Origin of the sequence: Bacillus sp. 1780r2a1 (genome assembly GCA_024134725.1) — a bacterium.
GTDB classification, from domain to species: Bacteria; Bacillota; Bacilli; order Bacillales; family Bacillaceae_H; genus Priestia; species Priestia aryabhattai_A.
The window spans coordinates 1,018,946-1,035,192 of record CP099863.1 but is presented as its reverse complement, the minus strand read 5'-3'; the positions used below and the strand labels follow the sequence as shown (position 1 = coordinate 1,035,192).

The window sequence follows — 16,247 nt, the reverse complement described above, 5'->3', positions numbered from 1 at the left end:
CAGTGATACTAAAAAATAGTTCTCTTCAGAAAAAGGCAAACCTTTTGAAAGAAAGCGACGCAAAGCTACAGATCTAAGGTGGAAAAGCACTATGATGGCTGAGCTCCCTGAAATGGGTAGAGGAGGATATTGAAGTAATGATAAACCAAACAACAATCAGTGTAGAAGAAAATGTACAAGAATGGATTTCACTCATGCAGTATGCAAAGGAGCTTGGTCTCACAACTGAAGAGGTAAAAGATTTTTTACTTCAGAACAAATCCACATGAATAGTCCTCGTATTGCAATATAACACCTTGCGCCTTTAGGTATAAATTATCTGAAGGTTTTTTCTTGTACACTAGTAATAGCAGTAAATAAAAGGAGTGTGAAGAAAAGCTGAATCTAGCATTATTTCTCATTATTGCGGCTCTAGTATTCTATATTCTTGCTTTAAATTCTAAGATTCGTCTGCTCGAAAATCAAATTAAATCGATACCACTCACAAAAGACCAACAAGAGGCACTTACAGCCAAAACCTCTGCTATGATCGAACAAGGAAAAACAAATGTAGAAATTATAAAAGCTATCAGGCAAGATTCAGGTTGGGGTTTGCTTCAAGCAAAACAGTATGTTGATACATTCAAAAGATGACCAAAGTCGAGTTATTTGGTCATCTTTTTTGCGTTTTGATAACGTTTTTCGTCAAATACAGACAGACAACCTTAATTAATGGTACAATGGCGATAAAACAGTGAATTTAACATCATTATGTCAACGGAAATAAAGATGATGATTATTTAAACAATCACTTACCTTTTTTGAACAATCGAATGAAAGAAAGTAGGCTGAACATATGATTGATTTTGATACAGGATCTCCACTAGTGAAAATTAAAGTAGTTGGTGTAGGAGGCGGTGGAAATAATACCGTTAACCGCATGATTGAACACGGTGTACAAGGCGTTGAGTTTATGGCTGTAAACACAGACGCTCAGGCTCTTAATCTATCAAAAGCAGAAAAGCGCATGCAAATTGGCGCTGCCCTAACGCGCGGACTCGGTGCTGGTGCAAATCCTGAAGTTGGACGCGCTGCTGCGGAAGAGAGCAAAGAAGAAATCCAAGATGCTCTTCAAGGTGCCGACATGGTGTTTGTAACAGCAGGCATGGGCGGCGGAACAGGAACAGGTGCAGCACCTGTTGTTGCGGAAATGGCTCGTGAGCTCGGTGCGCTAACAATCGGTGTCGTAACAAAACCGTTCCGTTTTGAAGGAACAAAACGGACGCGTCAAGCAACAGGCGGCGTTGACGAAATGATGAACGCGGTTGATACGCTGATCGTCATTCCAAACGATCGCTTATTAGAAATTGGTGATAAGCGTACGACAATGCTTGATGCCTTCCGCGAAGCTGATAACGTACTTCGTCAAGGTATTCAAGGTATTTCGGACTTAATTTCTATCCCAGGCTTTATTAACCTTGATTTCGCTGACGTAAAGACCATTATGTCTGACCAAGGTTATGCGCTGATGGGAATTGGGATTGCAAGCGGTCCTGATCGTGCTGCTGAAGCGGCAAAGAAAGCAATTTCTAGTCCACTGTTAGACCGTTCAATTGACGGAGCACAAGGAATTCTCATGAATATTACAAGCGGCTCTAATCTCAGCTTATTTGAAGTTCAGGAAGCTGCTGATATCGTGACGTCTGCTTCTGATCAAGAATTAAACATGATCTTCGGTTCCGTTATCAACGAAGACCTTCAAGATAAAGTAATGGTAACCGTTATCGCAACTGGTTTTTCAGAAAGCTAATTAAAAACACTTGGATGATACGTCCAAGTGTTTTTTCATCTTATCTATGATCTATGCTATACATTTGGCGTTAAATACTTCATTCTCAAATAGTCAGCCGCTTTGTCTTCGCACACAGGTTTGCTAAAGATATAGCCTTGAATAAAAGAACATCCCCGATTCTTTAAGAACGAAAGCTGCGCATGCGTTTCCACACCTTCAGCTACAACTTTCATATTCAGCCCTTGTGCGAGGTAGAGCAGACTTTTTGTAATCATTTGATGTTTCTCATTTTCAACAACAGATTGGATAAACGTCTTATCTATTTTTAGTACGTCGAACTCCAGCTTCTGCAAGTGAGATAGCGAGCTAAACCCTGTTCCAAAATCATCTAAAGCAAACGTTACGCCCTGCTTTCTTAAGGTTGTCATCATTTCTTTCACCTGATCTTCATGATGAATGATAGAGTTTTCCGTAATTTCTAGTTCGATAAGCGAGGGATCGATGTCATAGCGTTTTAAGAGCTCTGTGATAAATTCAATAAAGTGCGGTTTCAAAAGGCGCTTCGACGATACGTTAACCGACACTGGCACAACCGTCAGCCCCAACTGCTTCCATTCTTTCAGCTGTTGACATACTTTCTCTAGTACCCAATCACCGATCTTGACAATAAGATCAGACTCCTCAGCCACTGGAATAAACTCTCCAGGTGATACAAATTCCCGCTCTGGGTGTTTCCAGCGAATCAGTGCCTCAAAACTATCAATCTCTCTCGTTTGCGCGTTAATCTTTGGCTGATATTGAAGAAACAGCTCATTGCGTTCAAACGAATTACGCAGCTCTTTTTCTAAATGAAAGCTTGTATACATTTGACTATCCATACAAGGTGAATAGAGCTGCCATTCATTTTTCCCTAACTCTTTTGCTCGATGCAAGGCAAGGCTGGCATTTTTCAAAAGAGTTTTCGCATCTTCTCCATCACGTGGATAAATTGCAATCCCCATACTTGTTGTCGTATGCAAGTCAAGTTCATCCATTTTAACTTCCTTTTCTACCTGTTCAAAAAGCTGTTTGGCAATTGGCATACAATCTTCCAAGCAGTTTGCTGATTCAAAAAACAGTGCAAATTCATCTCCACCGATTCGCGCAAGAGACCCTTTCCCCTGTGTTTTTTGTTGAAGCCGAAGCGCTATCTTTTGCAGCATGCGGTCACCTATATCATGACCTAGGTTATCGTTTAAATGCTTGAAGCGATCAAGATCAAGATAAAAAACAGCAATAGAAGCCTCGTTGTTTTTAGCATGCGTAATTACTTCAGTTAATGTTTGTTCAAACTTACGGCGATTCGGTAAATTGGTTAAGTAATCATAGTGTGCTAGATATTCAATTTCGTCTATATAATGCTTTTTCTCCGTAACATCTTCTATAATTCCATCTAATCGAATGACGTTTCCCTTTTCATCGACATCAGGAACTATCTGATCTTTTAACCATTTAACATTTCCTTTTTTCGTAATAATACGGTAGTAATGACAGATAGGGTCACCCTTCATCAACTTTAATTGTGCTAACTCTACTTTTTCTAAATCATCAGGATGTACACGCTCTTTCCAAAACGATCGATTTTCAATAATCTTTTCTATTGACTCCTCATAGATATCGGCAATGCCATCAGAGCAAAACGTCACTTTGCTTTCACGCACATCTGCTGACCATATCCCAACTTCTAAATTAGCTTGCCTCACAGAAAACCTCTGTTTAACCTGCTTAAACTGTTTTTTTATATGATGTATTTCAGTTACATCATATACAACACCAAGAAGCTGCACAACTTGATTTTGCTCATTCATGACGGGGTCTGCTTTTTCAAATACGATACGTACATCACCATTTGGTTGTATTAAACGATATTTAATACTATAGCTATCACCCCTGTTAATAGCTTGTTTGACAGTTTGATTCATATATTCTTGATCATCCGGATGAACAAACTCCAGCACTTTATCATATGAAGGAAGAAAACCGCTATGTTCTTTAACTCCAAAAATTGAATGCATTTGTCTCGACCAGCAGGATCGATTTTCTAGCACATCATAATACCAGCTTCCGATGTTCGCTAGCTTTTGTTCCATATCCAGCTGGTTTTGAAGCGTTATTAAATGCCACTGCTCTTCCGCCTGTTTTTTACAGATTGCATACACCGCTTGTAATTGTTCATGGATAAAGACTGGAATATAACTCACCATCATCCTCATATTCTTGCCACACTTTGTTTTTAACATTGCTGTAAATTGGACAACTTCACCGTTCAGTGCATATGCAAAATACTTTTCATGATCTAATCCGTACTTTGCAAGTTGAAAAAAAGAGATTCGTCCTTGCACTTCAGTACATACAAAAGCTGAAGCTTGTTCGTTATAAAAAAGTAAATCCCCTTTTTTATCCAACAAAAAAATAGCATATGAGCTAGCTTCTATGAGTGCTGTATTAAAAGTATGAACGTTCATCGCGCCTTGTCTACTAGAGGATACGATGTGATTTAAAAATGAATCATGCATCTAGTTCTCTTTTCTCCTCGCTCTATCAGTCTTATTTTTAATTGTAAAGGTTCAGTTTCATTTTGCAAGACTATCCTTACAAAACTGTCATTATTTTCTTAAGAACAGTATGTTCATTGAGAGCTAGAGAAAAGGAACCACTTAACATGTTTTTTGTTTATAGATAAAAATCGATGTAAGCCACGATAAGAGGTAGAGAAGTAACGCAGGTAAAAGAACAAACAGATAAAGGTCTGAAACATTAAAAGACATGATTGTGCGTGCAACGTTAATTACTTGTTCCTGTAGATTATGAACAAAGGTATTAGCAATAATCATATAGATAACAAACAGCCCAATAAAAGCTATTCCTAAATATTTGCTGTGAAAGATATACGAAACTGGAAAGGCAATGGAAACAAAGATCAAAACGACGCTGATACTAAACACTAATTGCCCCCACTGCATCCCTTCACCATGAATAATCCGGTTTGAAATAGCAATGACCAAAAGCGTAATAACTGCAAACAGGAACGCACCAAGGTATTTAGCTGATACAATCTCTTTACGTGTGTACGGAAGTGAGTTTAGCAAAAGCCGCACAGCGGATTTCTCATCCTCTGAAAAAGCATTCATGATGAGTGCAATGCTAAAGATAATACCTACCCAAGTAGTCGACGTATCAATTAGTAAATAGATAAATAAGATCGGTAATAAAATAATAAATACATTTCTTTGTAATAAAAAGTCTTTACGAATAAGCTGTAGCATGTTCACGCTCCCCCTTTTTTGTATAGAACATAATGTCCTCAAGCGTCGGCTTTTCAATGAGCACTTCTGCACCGAAGATATCGTGTACGCGGTCCTTTTTGTTAGTGAGCGCTTCAAACCCATGATTAGACGTTTGAATGGCTAGAAATTCTTTTTTCGTGTCACGATCTAATAAATCAACTGCCCCTTTTACGAGGGCGTATTCTTCAAAGATTTGATGGTGCTCTTTTGTAAACATATGCTGTCCGTTATGGATAAAGGTAATATAGTCTGCGATTTTATCTAAATCTGTGGTGATATGCGTGGAGAAGAAGATTGTTTTCTCATGATTGAGCATGAGCTCTTGTAGAATCTCTAACAGCTCTCTTCGAAAAATGGGATCTAAGCCAGATGTTGGCTCATCCATCACAATTAAATCTGCATGATGAGACAATGCCATCGTTAAAGAAGCCTTCATCAGCATCCCTTTTGAAAATGTTTTGATTTTTTTACGTAAAGGCAATTCAAAGCGTTCCGCGTACTGTGTAAACAACGTATCATCCCAGTTTCTGTACATGGGCTTAATAATACGATGAAGTTCACGTAACGTAATGTTTTCGTAGTACATATTTTCATCGCATACAAATCCAATCCGTTGTTTGATCTCTTTCTCATGCTTGATGTAGTTCAAGCCAAATACAGAAATGCTCCCTCTATCAGGCTGTAATAGATTCATAATCATTTTAATAATCGTCGACTTTCCTACTCCGTTTCCACCAATTAATCCTGTCACAAAACCTTTGTTTACTGACAGAGATACATCCTTTAGCTGAAATCCGTTAAAGGACTTGGTTACATTATTCAATTCAATCACGCTATTCATTACCTTTCCTCCTCATATAAAATAATTAAAAGCTCTTGAAGTTCCTGCAGCTCAATTCCAATCCCCTTGCTGTTTTGAATGGCAGCTGCTAATTGTTCTTCGATAACTCTTCGCTTTCGCTCCCGAATCATCTCATGATTTTGTTCCGAAACAAATGAGCCTTTTCCCACAATTGAAAAGATAAACCCACCCTTTTCAAGTTCTTCATAAGCACGCTTGGTTGTAATGACGCTAACACCTAAATCCTTAGCAAGCTGACGCATCGATGGTAACGAGGTTCCCGGTTTTAATTCATCCGCTAAGATTTGCTTTTGAATCTGATGGTAAATTTGTTCATATATAGGCTCTTTTGACTGATTTGAAATTACAATATGCATATTCATACCTCTTTTAAATAATGTATATATACTTTATATACATTATATACACATTGTGTTCCTCATTTCAATATTTTCCATAGAAAAAAGCGGTAAGTTTTTCACTTACCGCTTCTGAATCTCTTATTTATGAATCCAAACCGCGCCAGCTGAATTATCTTTCGCTTCGCCAATTACATCGATTTTCAAACCGTGTTTTGGAAGGATGCGGCCTGCATCTTTAATACGATCATCGATATAAGAACGACGGTCGTTAAAGCTTGTTACGCCTTTTGCTTCTTTAGAAGAGATTGTTCCATTTGTTGCATGTGTATATGTCCATGGAAGCGTTGAATCAAATGAGAACGCAGCGTCTGCAATTTGATAACGCGTTGTGTTTGCCGTTGTGCTAATTCCGTTTCCATTAAAGTATAGAACCTTTTTAGGATGTGAATCCACAACCCCTAAGAAACCTTCACCAGGGTGCTGTCCAACCCAGTTATCTAAGTAGCTATCATCAGCATACCACAATAGCATTCCAGTATTGTACTTCGCTCCGCGCGCAAATTGCAGCGCTTTGTCATTTCCAGCGTAGTTTCTCCACTCAACGTAGTAGTAGTTATCCTTGTACATTAAACCATCTGTTTGCTCGAATCCGTCTAGTGTAAACGTTGTTTGTCCTTCTGCATCATCTGTAAATATTACTTTACCATCTACAACAAGTGATGCGTTATCAAGGCCAAAACCTTCTAGCGCTAGTCCACCATCCGTTACGTATTCAAACTGAAGCTTGATTTTCTTACCTTTAAATTGACTTAAATCATAGCTTACATCTACCCATTTACCATTTGTTGTTTCAGCCGAATGATCAGCGTTATTTGCTTTATCACCAATTGTATCTAAAAGAACCTTAGATCCATCTGGCAAAATAGCATTTACATATAAGTAATCATATTCTGCTTCCACTTCATAGTTTGCTTTAAAATCAAATGACGCTTTTGTTGCATTTGTTAAATCTAACTCTTTTGTTGTCATTGCTGTGCGCAGGTCGTCACCTTTTTGACTGTAATAAAACTTCTTACCGAAATCAGTTTTCATCCCTTGCACGGCTTTTTGAGGAAGATTAATCTTCACAATACCTGGGTTTTTAGATTTCGTTACGCTTTGATCAATGATGCTTACAGCGCCAGTCTTGTTAATATCTTTTAAATCCATTTCTTTAATGTTTGCCCAGTTTCCTCCCATTACCTTTTGGAAGAACTCTTTGTTTTGCGGAGAGAAACTCGTTGGCTCTGTTCCAGCAATTTCTCCAGCCCAGCTTCCACCACTCATGATAGACCATACTCCAACCGGCTCACCTTGACCAGAGTATTGCGTATCGTACTCATCTGGAAGACCTAAGTCATGACCATACTCATGAGCGAAAACACCAACCGCTCCGTCTTCCGGCTGAATTGTGTAATCATAAGCAGAAATGTCAGTACCAGGTACTTTATAAGGCTGACCTAGCGTCCAACGGTGTGACCAAATTGCATCATTTCCTAACTTACCGCCACCTGCTTCTTGCCCTGTACCAGCGTGGATAATCATTAAGTGATCAACTAAACCATCCGGCTCGTTTAGGTTGCCGTCACCATCTAAATCATATTGATCAAATTGATCAAATTCCTTTAGATTAATGCCGCTTTTAACAGCTTCTTGAAGCGCTTCTTTTACAAGGTCACGAGGCCCTTTTGGCCCAAGGTTATCATGGCCACCTTTTGGATTATCAGCACCATATTCAGCAGCATTTCCTTTAACTGTTAACCACTCTGATACCGTTCCGTCCATTGTATAGCTTCCGCCAGATTGCTCTTCGTAATATTGCTTGAATGTTTGAACTTTGTTACCGTTAAACAACTTGAATTCTTTATCACCAAACATTAATTTTTCATAATGGTTACGGTTAAAGTCATCAGCGTACATATAACCAGGCTCTTGAACCACGTTATTATGCTTAAAGTCCGCAAATTCAACTAACAGGACAAGCACTTTGTCTGTACGAACTTTACCGTTATATTTTGCATCTTTAGCAGGTTGAACTTTTACTCCGTCACCTTTTCCTTTTGTGACAGCGTTCATGTTCACGTTCTTTGCTTCTTTTACTTTTTCCACATTTTTCGCACGTGCTTGCTTTGCTTTAAGATCAATTTTATTTGGTTTTTGACCTTTCATACTCTCTTTGTGACTGTCTTTATTCTCTATGTATGCTTGGACAGCCTTCTTCACTTCTTGATTTGATGCTTTTTTCGAAATGATGCCTTGCTGCTGCAGCGCCTTTCCTAATCGTTCTTCTGGAACGATATTCATATCAAGCGGTGGACTTTCAAGCTGATCAGCTGTTTTCGCTGATGCACTTGTGGCGTTAAACAGCGGAAGTCCTCCACCGATTGCAACGGTCGTTGCTAGCAACGATGTTCCTAGTACTTTTTTCCATGTAACCAAAGATAATACCCCCCTCAAAATTATCACACTATTAGCAAAATTTATTTTAATCTGAAGTTTCTTGTCGGTCAATAGTTTTTTGCTTTTGTAATAAAGCATTACACACCGCTAAAATCCTACATATTTCTCTATTTAGGTCGTCTTACAACTCGACATTATAGGCTAAAAAGAGGATAAAAAATGTAAAAAAATTGTTAAAATATAACTATAAGAATATTAAACAGACCTATTGAACTATAAGTTGTTTTGTTATGGGTATATATTATTATTTTAAAAATTTTCGCATTCCGGAGATTTTCATATAAAAGAGACTGAGACATAGCTAAATGATTTCCTCTCAAAGACGAAGCCTGACGCTTCTACAATCGCCAAGCTGTAAGAGCAATTTAATTCGTTCCATTACGCTACAAACACTGGCTTTTTAAACCAACAAAAAAACATCCGAGCTATCGCAAGTTAATTTACTTGTGATAGCTCGGATAAATGACTGAAATACTGATGTCCCAGCCTTTTTGTGTTTTATTGATAGTAGGCTGGTTTGTTTGGTATTGTTTCAGGCTGAGGAGTTGGGTTTTTTTTGAGCTCAGGGTTTGTCGGAGTAGCCACTTCTTCACCAGCCTGCTTTACTTTATCACCGATTTCTTGCAGGTCTTCTTGTACAGTTTGCGCAGACTCTACTATTTGAGAAGACTCTTCTTTAATAGACTGTACGGAACCATTTAGTTCATTGTTCACTTTCTCATATAAGCTCTTAAGATCTGACGTTACTTCTTTAATAACACCTGAAGCTACTTTAATGCGATGCTGCCATTCACCTTTTACCTCAGACGGGTTCTCTCGTAAACGCGTGACAAAATCTGTTGTCGAACTTTTAGCGCACTGTGCGCCGGATATAACCTTTGTTCGGGTACGCTTATCCACCAGTGCTACCACACCTCCAACAGCTGCTCCTACCGCAATACCTGTTAGAAGCTTGTTTCCCTTTTGAGAAGGATCTTGCCCTTGAATCGCCTGTGTTTCCTGAGTCGTTACCTGCTTCATCTTATCCACTCTCCCTTTTCAATCAAAGTAGTTGTTAGTGTAGATATTCCCCTTTTCTTTCCTCATAAACTGTGAAAAAACGCCCAACTTTTGTTAGGCGCTTTTCACTACTCTTTTTCCGGCCAAATTTTGGCTCCAGGCTCAAGTAACCACTCATGTTCCTTTTCCATAATGCGCGCATTCCACGGATTACCGTCAAGGTGACGAATCATCCAACAAAAGTACATTGCATACCCTGGAGCGGTCGCTTGAGGATGGTCTAGTTCTCCCGGGATGGTGATAAAGCTATTATGAACAACGCGATGAGCATCTTCACCAACCATTGCACAGCCAAACCCTTGAGGCTTATTAAAGCGATAGTAATAAACTTCCGGCTGGTCATGATGATGGGGAGGATAGCTCGACCACCTACCTGGATAAGAAATCACTTCACCAATAACCATATTTGAATACGGCGCGTTATTGTAATCAAATATGGTACGAATTACTCGCTGAGCTGTTCCGTCCCATACACCTTCTCCCGCTACTTCACTTTGACAATCTGAAGGTATATAAAGCTTAGAAGAAAACATACGATCATTGTCTGTTTTTTGAACAAGGAATTCACTTTTTCTAAGCGACGTAATTTTCACTTCATTATCGCATGCAACGTGAAGGCACCATGGATCTTCTTCAAACACGCTTTCACGCTCTATCTCTTGGACATTACCATCCCACTCAATGCGGATTTTCCCTTCTAATAAAAGTACTGCTGTTTCTTTCTTCGAATCTCGCAATACTTGCTCCGCACCTTCTCTTAAACTATAGATTCCGATATCAAGCATCATATTCTCATGCTTGCTTGCCATATTCGTTAATTCATTGTAGCCTTCTTTTAACTGTCCAAGCTTTTCAAACATTTCTTCCAGCTCCTTACGTTACCTACTTTATAGTCCACTTTTTTCTTTAATAAATTGACGTGCTTTTAACGCATATTCAAACGGATTAGCAATAGCGGGATCTTGTTCGGCTTCAACTACAAACCATCCCGCGTAATCAGACTTAGCAAGCTCTGCAAAGATTGGATCAAAGTTGATGCTCCCGTCTCCTGGTACAGTAAATGCTCCCTGACGAACCGCTTGTAAAAAACTCCATTTCTTCGCTTTCACAGCTTCGACTACGTCGCGTCGCACATCTTTTAAATGAACGTGCTTAATACGTGGCAGATACTTTTTTAAAACATACAGAGGATCTTCACCTGAAAACACTAGATGTCCCGTATCAAACAGCAAGTGGACCAAGTCAGAATCAGTTATCTCCATTAGTCGATCAATCTCAGATGTCGTTTGAATGCCGGTTCCCATATGATGGTGATACACGATATGCATGCCCTTTTCGTTGGCAAGCATCCCTAAGTGATTTAGGCCCAGGGCAAGTCGCTCCCACTCTTCTTCAGTAAACTGGGGCTTTTCATCAAAAAGCGGAGTATGCATAAGTCCTTGAATGCTACGTCCTTGCTCTGACACAACAATTACGCTTGCACCCATTGCGTGTAGAAAGTTACGATGATCAATAAAAGCACTCACCGTTTCCTCCAATGGCTTTGTCGTCAAATATGTGCTGAACCAAGCGCTTGCAATCTCTAATCTACGATGAGACAGCGCTTTTTTTAAAACCTTCACATCACGTGGGTACTTATTGCCCACTTCACTTCCTTTAAAGCCAGCAAGCGCCATTTCACTAATACACTGTTCAAACGTATTTTCTCCACCAAGTTCCGGCATATCATCATTCGTCCACGCAATTGGCGCAATACCAAGCTTAATTACACCTTGTTTAAACATAGCCCTTCTCCCCTTCAAGCTCTTATTCAGTTGTACCTAATACAATCTTGCTTTTGTTAAATGTGTTCTTTTCTCTTCAAACGCTTCTTGTACGCTTTTATTATCAGAAACTTCTGCCACTCCAACATGCCACCATGAGTCGTATCCATTTGTCATGGTCTTTGGCAGTACCTTAATATCAATAAGCGTAGACACTTCTTGTTTCTTCGCGTCTTCAAGAGCAAATCTAAGCTCTTCTAACGTGCGCGCTTCGTACGTTTTCACTCCGTATCCCGCTGCGCTTTGTGCAAAATTAATGCGGAGAATGTTACCATCTAGCTTATTCGACTGTTCGTTTCGGTAGCGAAACTCTGTACCAAAGCTTCCCATTCCATTGCTCATCTGCAAATTGTTGATGCAGCCAAACCCTGAATTATCAAACAATAAAACGTTTATTTTCTTTTTCTCCTGTAAGCTGGTCACCAGCTCTGAATGAAGCATTTGATAACTTCCATCTCCAACCATTGCATAAACTTCTCTATCTGGCTCAGCTAGCTTAGCTCCAAGTGCTCCTGCAATTTCGTAACCCATGCATGAATATCCGTATTCCATGTGATACGTATTGGGCGTGCGCGATGTCCACATCCGCTGAAGATCCCCCGGCAAGCTGCCTGCTGCGCCTACGATAATTGCATCTTCATCAAGTAGATGATTTACTTGACCAATAACGCTTGTTTGCGTTAATGACGTTCTGAGCGCTTCTTTATACTCAGAAAGCACCTCATCAAGCTGTCCGCTTACTTCTGGAACAAATGCTTCCTCTTGGTAACGCACGTGATGTAAACGTTCAAGCTCTGCTTGCCACTTTTGCTTAGCCTCAACGATTTCCGTTCCGTAACCTGAGTGATATCCATGCTGGATTAATTCAGCTGTTAGCTCTCGAAGGGCTTCTTTCGCATCAGCCACTACCTTTACGGCATCCAACTTATTGGCATGAAATTCAGAGATATTCAAGGTTAAAAACTCGACGTCTGGATGCTGAAACAATTCTTTTGAACCCGTTGTAAAATCCGTAAACCTCGTTCCAATTCCAATGACTAGATCTGCTTCACGAGCAATTGAGTTCGCAGCGAGATTACCGGTTACACCTATCCCACCTAGGTTATAAAAGAAATCACTCTCAATAGCACTTTTACCAGCTTGTGTTTCACCAAAAGGAATATGGAATGCTTCTGAAAAAGCTTTTAATTCAGCTGTTGCTTCCGAATAGCGAACTCCCCCACCGCAAATAATAATAGGCTTTTTCTTGCTTACAATAAGCTGAACGGCATCTCTCACACACTCTCTCGTAGGCAAACGCCTTTCCATTCTGTGCACGCGTTTTTTAAAGAAATAGCTAGGAAAATCAAAGGCTTCTCCTTGTACATCTTGCGGCAGCGAAATTGTCACGGCTCCTGTATCAGCTGGATTGGTCAATACGCGTATAGCGTTGATCATTGCCGTCATGAGCTGCTCCGGTCGATTAACGCGATCCCAATATTTACTCACTGCTCGAAAAGCATCATTTGTTGAAAGGGATAAGTCATGAGTTTGTTCGATTTGTTGAAGAACAGGATCAGGCTGACGAGTAGCAAACACATCACCTGGAAGCAATAAAATAGGAATATTATTAGCAGTAGCAGTAGCAGCTGTTGTTACCATGTTGGCAGAACCAGGCCCTACTGAAGAAGTGCACGCCATGATTTGCTTTCTGTGCTTTTGTTTGGCAAATGCCATCGCTGCATTTGCCATACCTTGCTCGTTTCTTCCTTGATAGACTTCCAGTTCTCCCGCATGTTGTTCAAGAGCTTGCCCAATTCCTACCACGTTACCATGACCAAAAATCGTAAAGATTCCTTTGATAAACTTTGTTTCCTTTCCATCCACTTCGACGTACTGCTGGTTTAAGAACTTTACAAGAGCTTGTGCCGTTGTCATTCTTTCCGTTGTCATTTCTTTTTCCCCTTTCATAACAAAGGGAAGTCTTCAGAACAAGCTGTTCCTAATACTCCCCTCTCATTTTTTGTTTACAACTTACCAGCGTGCTGTTACCATTTTCTTTCTTGTATAGAACTCTACACCGTCTGTTCCGTTCGCGTGCAAATCACCATAGAATGAATCCTTCCATCCTGAAAACGGGAAGAATGCCATCGGGGCTGGAACACCTACGTTTACCCCTAACATACCGGATTCAATTTTTTCACGAAACTCACGAACGCTCGAACCGCTGTCTGTATAGATGCACGCACCGTTTGCAAAGCGTGATTGGTTTGCAATATCAATGGCTTCTCCAAGATTGTTAACTCGAATAATTGATAGCACCGGAGCAAAGATTTCATCTTGCCAAATTTTCATTTCCTGCGTAACGTTATCAAAAATAGTTGGGCCAACGAAATATCCGTTCCCTTGAACCGCAGCGTCACTACGGCCATCACGAACAAGCTTAGCACCTTGCTCAATGCCTGATTCAATATAGCCAAGCGTGCGCTCTTTATGTCCTTCACGAATAACTGGACCTAAGAAAACATTTTCTTCGAGACCATTTCCAATCACAATGCGATTTGCTTCTTCAACTAGTCGATTGATCAATTCATCTGCTACGCCTTCTTGCACTGTAACAACAGATGCAGCCATGCAGCGCTCACCAGCGGACCCAAACGCGGCTCCTACAATTTGCTTTGTCGCTACGTCTAAATCAGCATCGTTTAACACGATTGAGTGATTTTTTGCACCAGCTAAAGCCTGAACCCTTTTTAGATTTTCCGTTCCTTTTTTATACACGTATTCGGCTACTGGCTGTGAACCGACAAACGAAATTGCTTTCACGTGCTTATGTTCCAATAGTCCATTTACTACATCATGAGCACCGTTTACAATATTTAGCACGCCTTTTGGCAAACCAGCTTCTTCAAATAACTCTACTAAGCGTGCTGCTAAAAGCGGTGTACGCTCAGATGGTTTCAGCACAAACGTATTTCCGCAAGCGATGGCTAATGGGAACATCCAGCATGGCACCATCATCGGGAAGTTAAACGGCGTAATTCCGCCAATAACGCCGATTGGATAGCGATACATTCCTGATTCAATTCCTGTTGCGATATCAGGCAGCTGCTTGCCCATCATAAGCGTAGGTGCACCTGCAGCGAACTCAACGCACTCAATTCCACGCTGAACTTCACCGTATGCTTCGTTATAAGACTTACCGTTTTCAAGCGTTACAAGCTTTGCTAGCTCATCCCAATGATTAACAAGAAGTTGCTGGTACTTAAACAAAATACGCGCACGCTTTGGCACGGCTACCTGTGACCAAGTTTGAAACGCTTCATTTGCGGTTTCTACTGCGCGATCTACATCTTCTTTTGTCGATAACGGAACGTTAGCAATCACTTCGCCTGTTGCAGGATTGTAAACAGGCTCCGTTCTCGAAGTAGAAGCTTCTACCCATTGTCCACCAATATAGTTTTTAACGTCTTTGACGGCTGTTTGTGTCATCGTGAAATCTCCCCTTTGTTATTAATAAGTTTCCTGTAAAATTTCTTCCGCTGAGCTCATAAACTCTTTAATTTCGGCAGCGGTTGGCATCGCGTCAGAGCAGCTATGACGTGAGATAACAATCGAAGCCGATGCACTTCCAAACCTCATGGCTTCTTTTACATTCATCCCAGTCATCAGGCCATAAATAAAAGCTGATGCATATGAATCGCCAGCACCAAAGGTTTTCAGCACCTTTGTTTTAAAAATGCCGCCGCGATAGGAGTTGCCATCTTTCGTATAGGCGATTGATCCTTCACCACCGTGCTTGATAATCACGATTTTGGCATTATAAGAAAACCATCTATTTGCCGTTACCTCATCACTAGAAGCTTCTAAGTTTAATAGCTTTTCCATCATGTCAAATTCTTCACGTGTACCGATAATCACATCGCATTTCTCTGCGGCCAAGTTATAGTAAGTTGACGTTTCTTCTTCTGAAGCCCACGTATACGGACGATAATCTATATCAAAAAACACTACTACTTCATGTTTTCGTGCATATTCTAACGCTAAGAAAACGGCTTCACGAGATGGACTTTGTGCGAGTGCTGTACCAGAAATTAAAAGTGCTTTTGATTGCTTGATATATGCTTCTGATACGTTGTGGACATCAAGCTTTAAATCTGCAACATTATCACGATACATCAATATACTACAATCCGTCGGGCTTTTAATTTCGGTAAAAGCTAATCCTGTTACCGCTCCTGTACGATCAATTGCAACATGATTCGTATCGATATTGTTCTCTGTGAGATAGGATGTAATAAAACGCCCCATTTGATCATCAGAAACTTTACCGATGAATCCTGTGTTCAAACCAAGGCGAGATACGCCAATTGCAATGTTCGCTGGAGAACCTCCAACATATTTCGTAAACGTCTTTGTTTCTTCCATCGGACGCTGTGTTTCATTAGCATTTAAATCGATACATAATCGTCCAAGGGCAACAAAATCAAGGGGACGGTCTTGCTTAAACTGTAGTTTGTTCATTATCTATCCTCCTGCTTTTTATCAATTAGGTTAAGCGCTTAATCATTTTTCGTGATAAAACGT

General features: G+C 40.2%; 13 protein-coding genes and 1 riboswitch. Of the genes, 2 read left to right on the top strand and 11 right to left on the bottom strand.

Features of this window, described 5'->3' with window-relative positions:
- The first annotated feature begins 24 nt into the window (after positions 1-24).
- A riboswitch (cyclic di-GMP riboswitch) is annotated at positions 25-111 on the top strand.
- A 26-nt stretch (positions 112-137) separates the two neighbouring features.
- On the top strand, positions 138-269 hold the full coding sequence (gene sinI, locus NIZ91_05290; protein ID USY56071.1) for a DNA-binding anti-repressor SinI: 132 nt from the start codon (positions 138-140) through the stop codon (positions 267-269).
- 566 nt (positions 270-835) lie between these two features.
- The gene (ftsZ, locus tag NIZ91_05285; GenBank protein USY56070.1) at positions 836-1,789 is read left to right on the top strand and encodes a cell division protein FtsZ; all 954 of its coding nucleotides are present in this window, start codon (positions 836-838) and stop codon (positions 1,787-1,789) included.
- Positions 1,790-1,845: 56 nt separating this feature from the next.
- Here ftsZ and NIZ91_05280 read toward each other — a convergent pair whose 3' ends face one another.
- The 11 genes from NIZ91_05280 to iolC all read right to left on the bottom strand — a co-directional run bounded on the left by NIZ91_05280 (position 1,846) and on the right by iolC (position 16,184).
- Entirely contained in the window at positions 1,846-4,326 is a 2,481-nt protein-coding gene (locus NIZ91_05280; GenBank protein USY56069.1) for an EAL domain-containing protein, read from the bottom strand.
- A gap of 141 nt (positions 4,327-4,467) precedes the next feature.
- Positions 4,468-5,076, bottom strand: a complete 609-nt coding sequence (locus NIZ91_05275) for an ABC-2 transporter permease (GenBank protein USY56068.1) — start codon at positions 5,074-5,076, stop codon at positions 4,468-4,470.
- Positions 5,057-5,938 carry an ABC transporter ATP-binding protein gene (locus NIZ91_05270; protein USY56067.1) on the bottom strand — a complete coding sequence of 294 codons (882 nt, stop codon included), beginning with the start codon at positions 5,936-5,938 and terminating at the stop codon, positions 5,057-5,059. Before NIZ91_05270 ends, NIZ91_05275 begins: the two co-directional genes overlap by 20 nt.
- Positions 5,938-6,315 (bottom strand): GntR family transcriptional regulator, encoded by a 378-nt coding sequence (locus NIZ91_05265; GenBank protein USY56066.1) that lies wholly within the window; start codon positions 6,313-6,315, stop codon positions 5,938-5,940. Before NIZ91_05265 ends, NIZ91_05270 begins: the two co-directional genes overlap by 1 nt.
- Positions 6,316-6,438: 123 nt before the next feature.
- Positions 6,439-8,724 (bottom strand): immune inhibitor A, encoded by a 2,286-nt coding sequence (locus NIZ91_05260; protein USY57095.1) that lies wholly within the window; start codon positions 8,722-8,724, stop codon positions 6,439-6,441.
- Positions 8,725-9,297: 573 nt separating this feature from the next.
- On the bottom strand, positions 9,298-9,819 hold the full coding sequence (locus NIZ91_05255; protein USY56065.1) for a YtxH domain-containing protein: 522 nt from the start codon (positions 9,817-9,819) through the stop codon (positions 9,298-9,300).
- 107 nt (positions 9,820-9,926) lie between these two features.
- On the bottom strand, positions 9,927-10,718 hold the full coding sequence (locus NIZ91_05250; GenBank protein ID USY56064.1) for a 5-deoxy-glucuronate isomerase: 792 nt from the start codon (positions 10,716-10,718) through the stop codon (positions 9,927-9,929).
- Between the two features lie 27 nt (positions 10,719-10,745).
- The gene (gene iolE / locus NIZ91_05245) at positions 10,746-11,642 is read right to left on the bottom strand and encodes a myo-inosose-2 dehydratase (GenBank protein ID USY56063.1); all 897 of its coding nucleotides are present in this window, start codon (positions 11,640-11,642) and stop codon (positions 10,746-10,748) included.
- A 36-nt stretch (positions 11,643-11,678) separates the two neighbouring features.
- The gene (iolD, locus tag NIZ91_05240) at positions 11,679-13,613 is read right to left on the bottom strand and encodes a 3D-(3,5/4)-trihydroxycyclohexane-1,2-dione acylhydrolase (decyclizing) (GenBank protein ID USY56062.1); all 1,935 of its coding nucleotides are present in this window, start codon (positions 13,611-13,613) and stop codon (positions 11,679-11,681) included.
- Between the two features lie 81 nt (positions 13,614-13,694).
- Positions 13,695-15,152 (bottom strand): CoA-acylating methylmalonate-semialdehyde dehydrogenase, encoded by a 1,458-nt coding sequence (locus NIZ91_05235; GenBank protein USY56061.1) that lies wholly within the window; start codon positions 15,150-15,152, stop codon positions 13,695-13,697.
- A 21-nt stretch (positions 15,153-15,173) separates the two neighbouring features.
- The gene (gene iolC, locus NIZ91_05230) at positions 15,174-16,184 is read right to left on the bottom strand and encodes a 5-dehydro-2-deoxygluconokinase (protein USY56060.1); all 1,011 of its coding nucleotides are present in this window, start codon (positions 16,182-16,184) and stop codon (positions 15,174-15,176) included.
- Positions 16,185-16,247 lie beyond the last annotated feature (63 nt).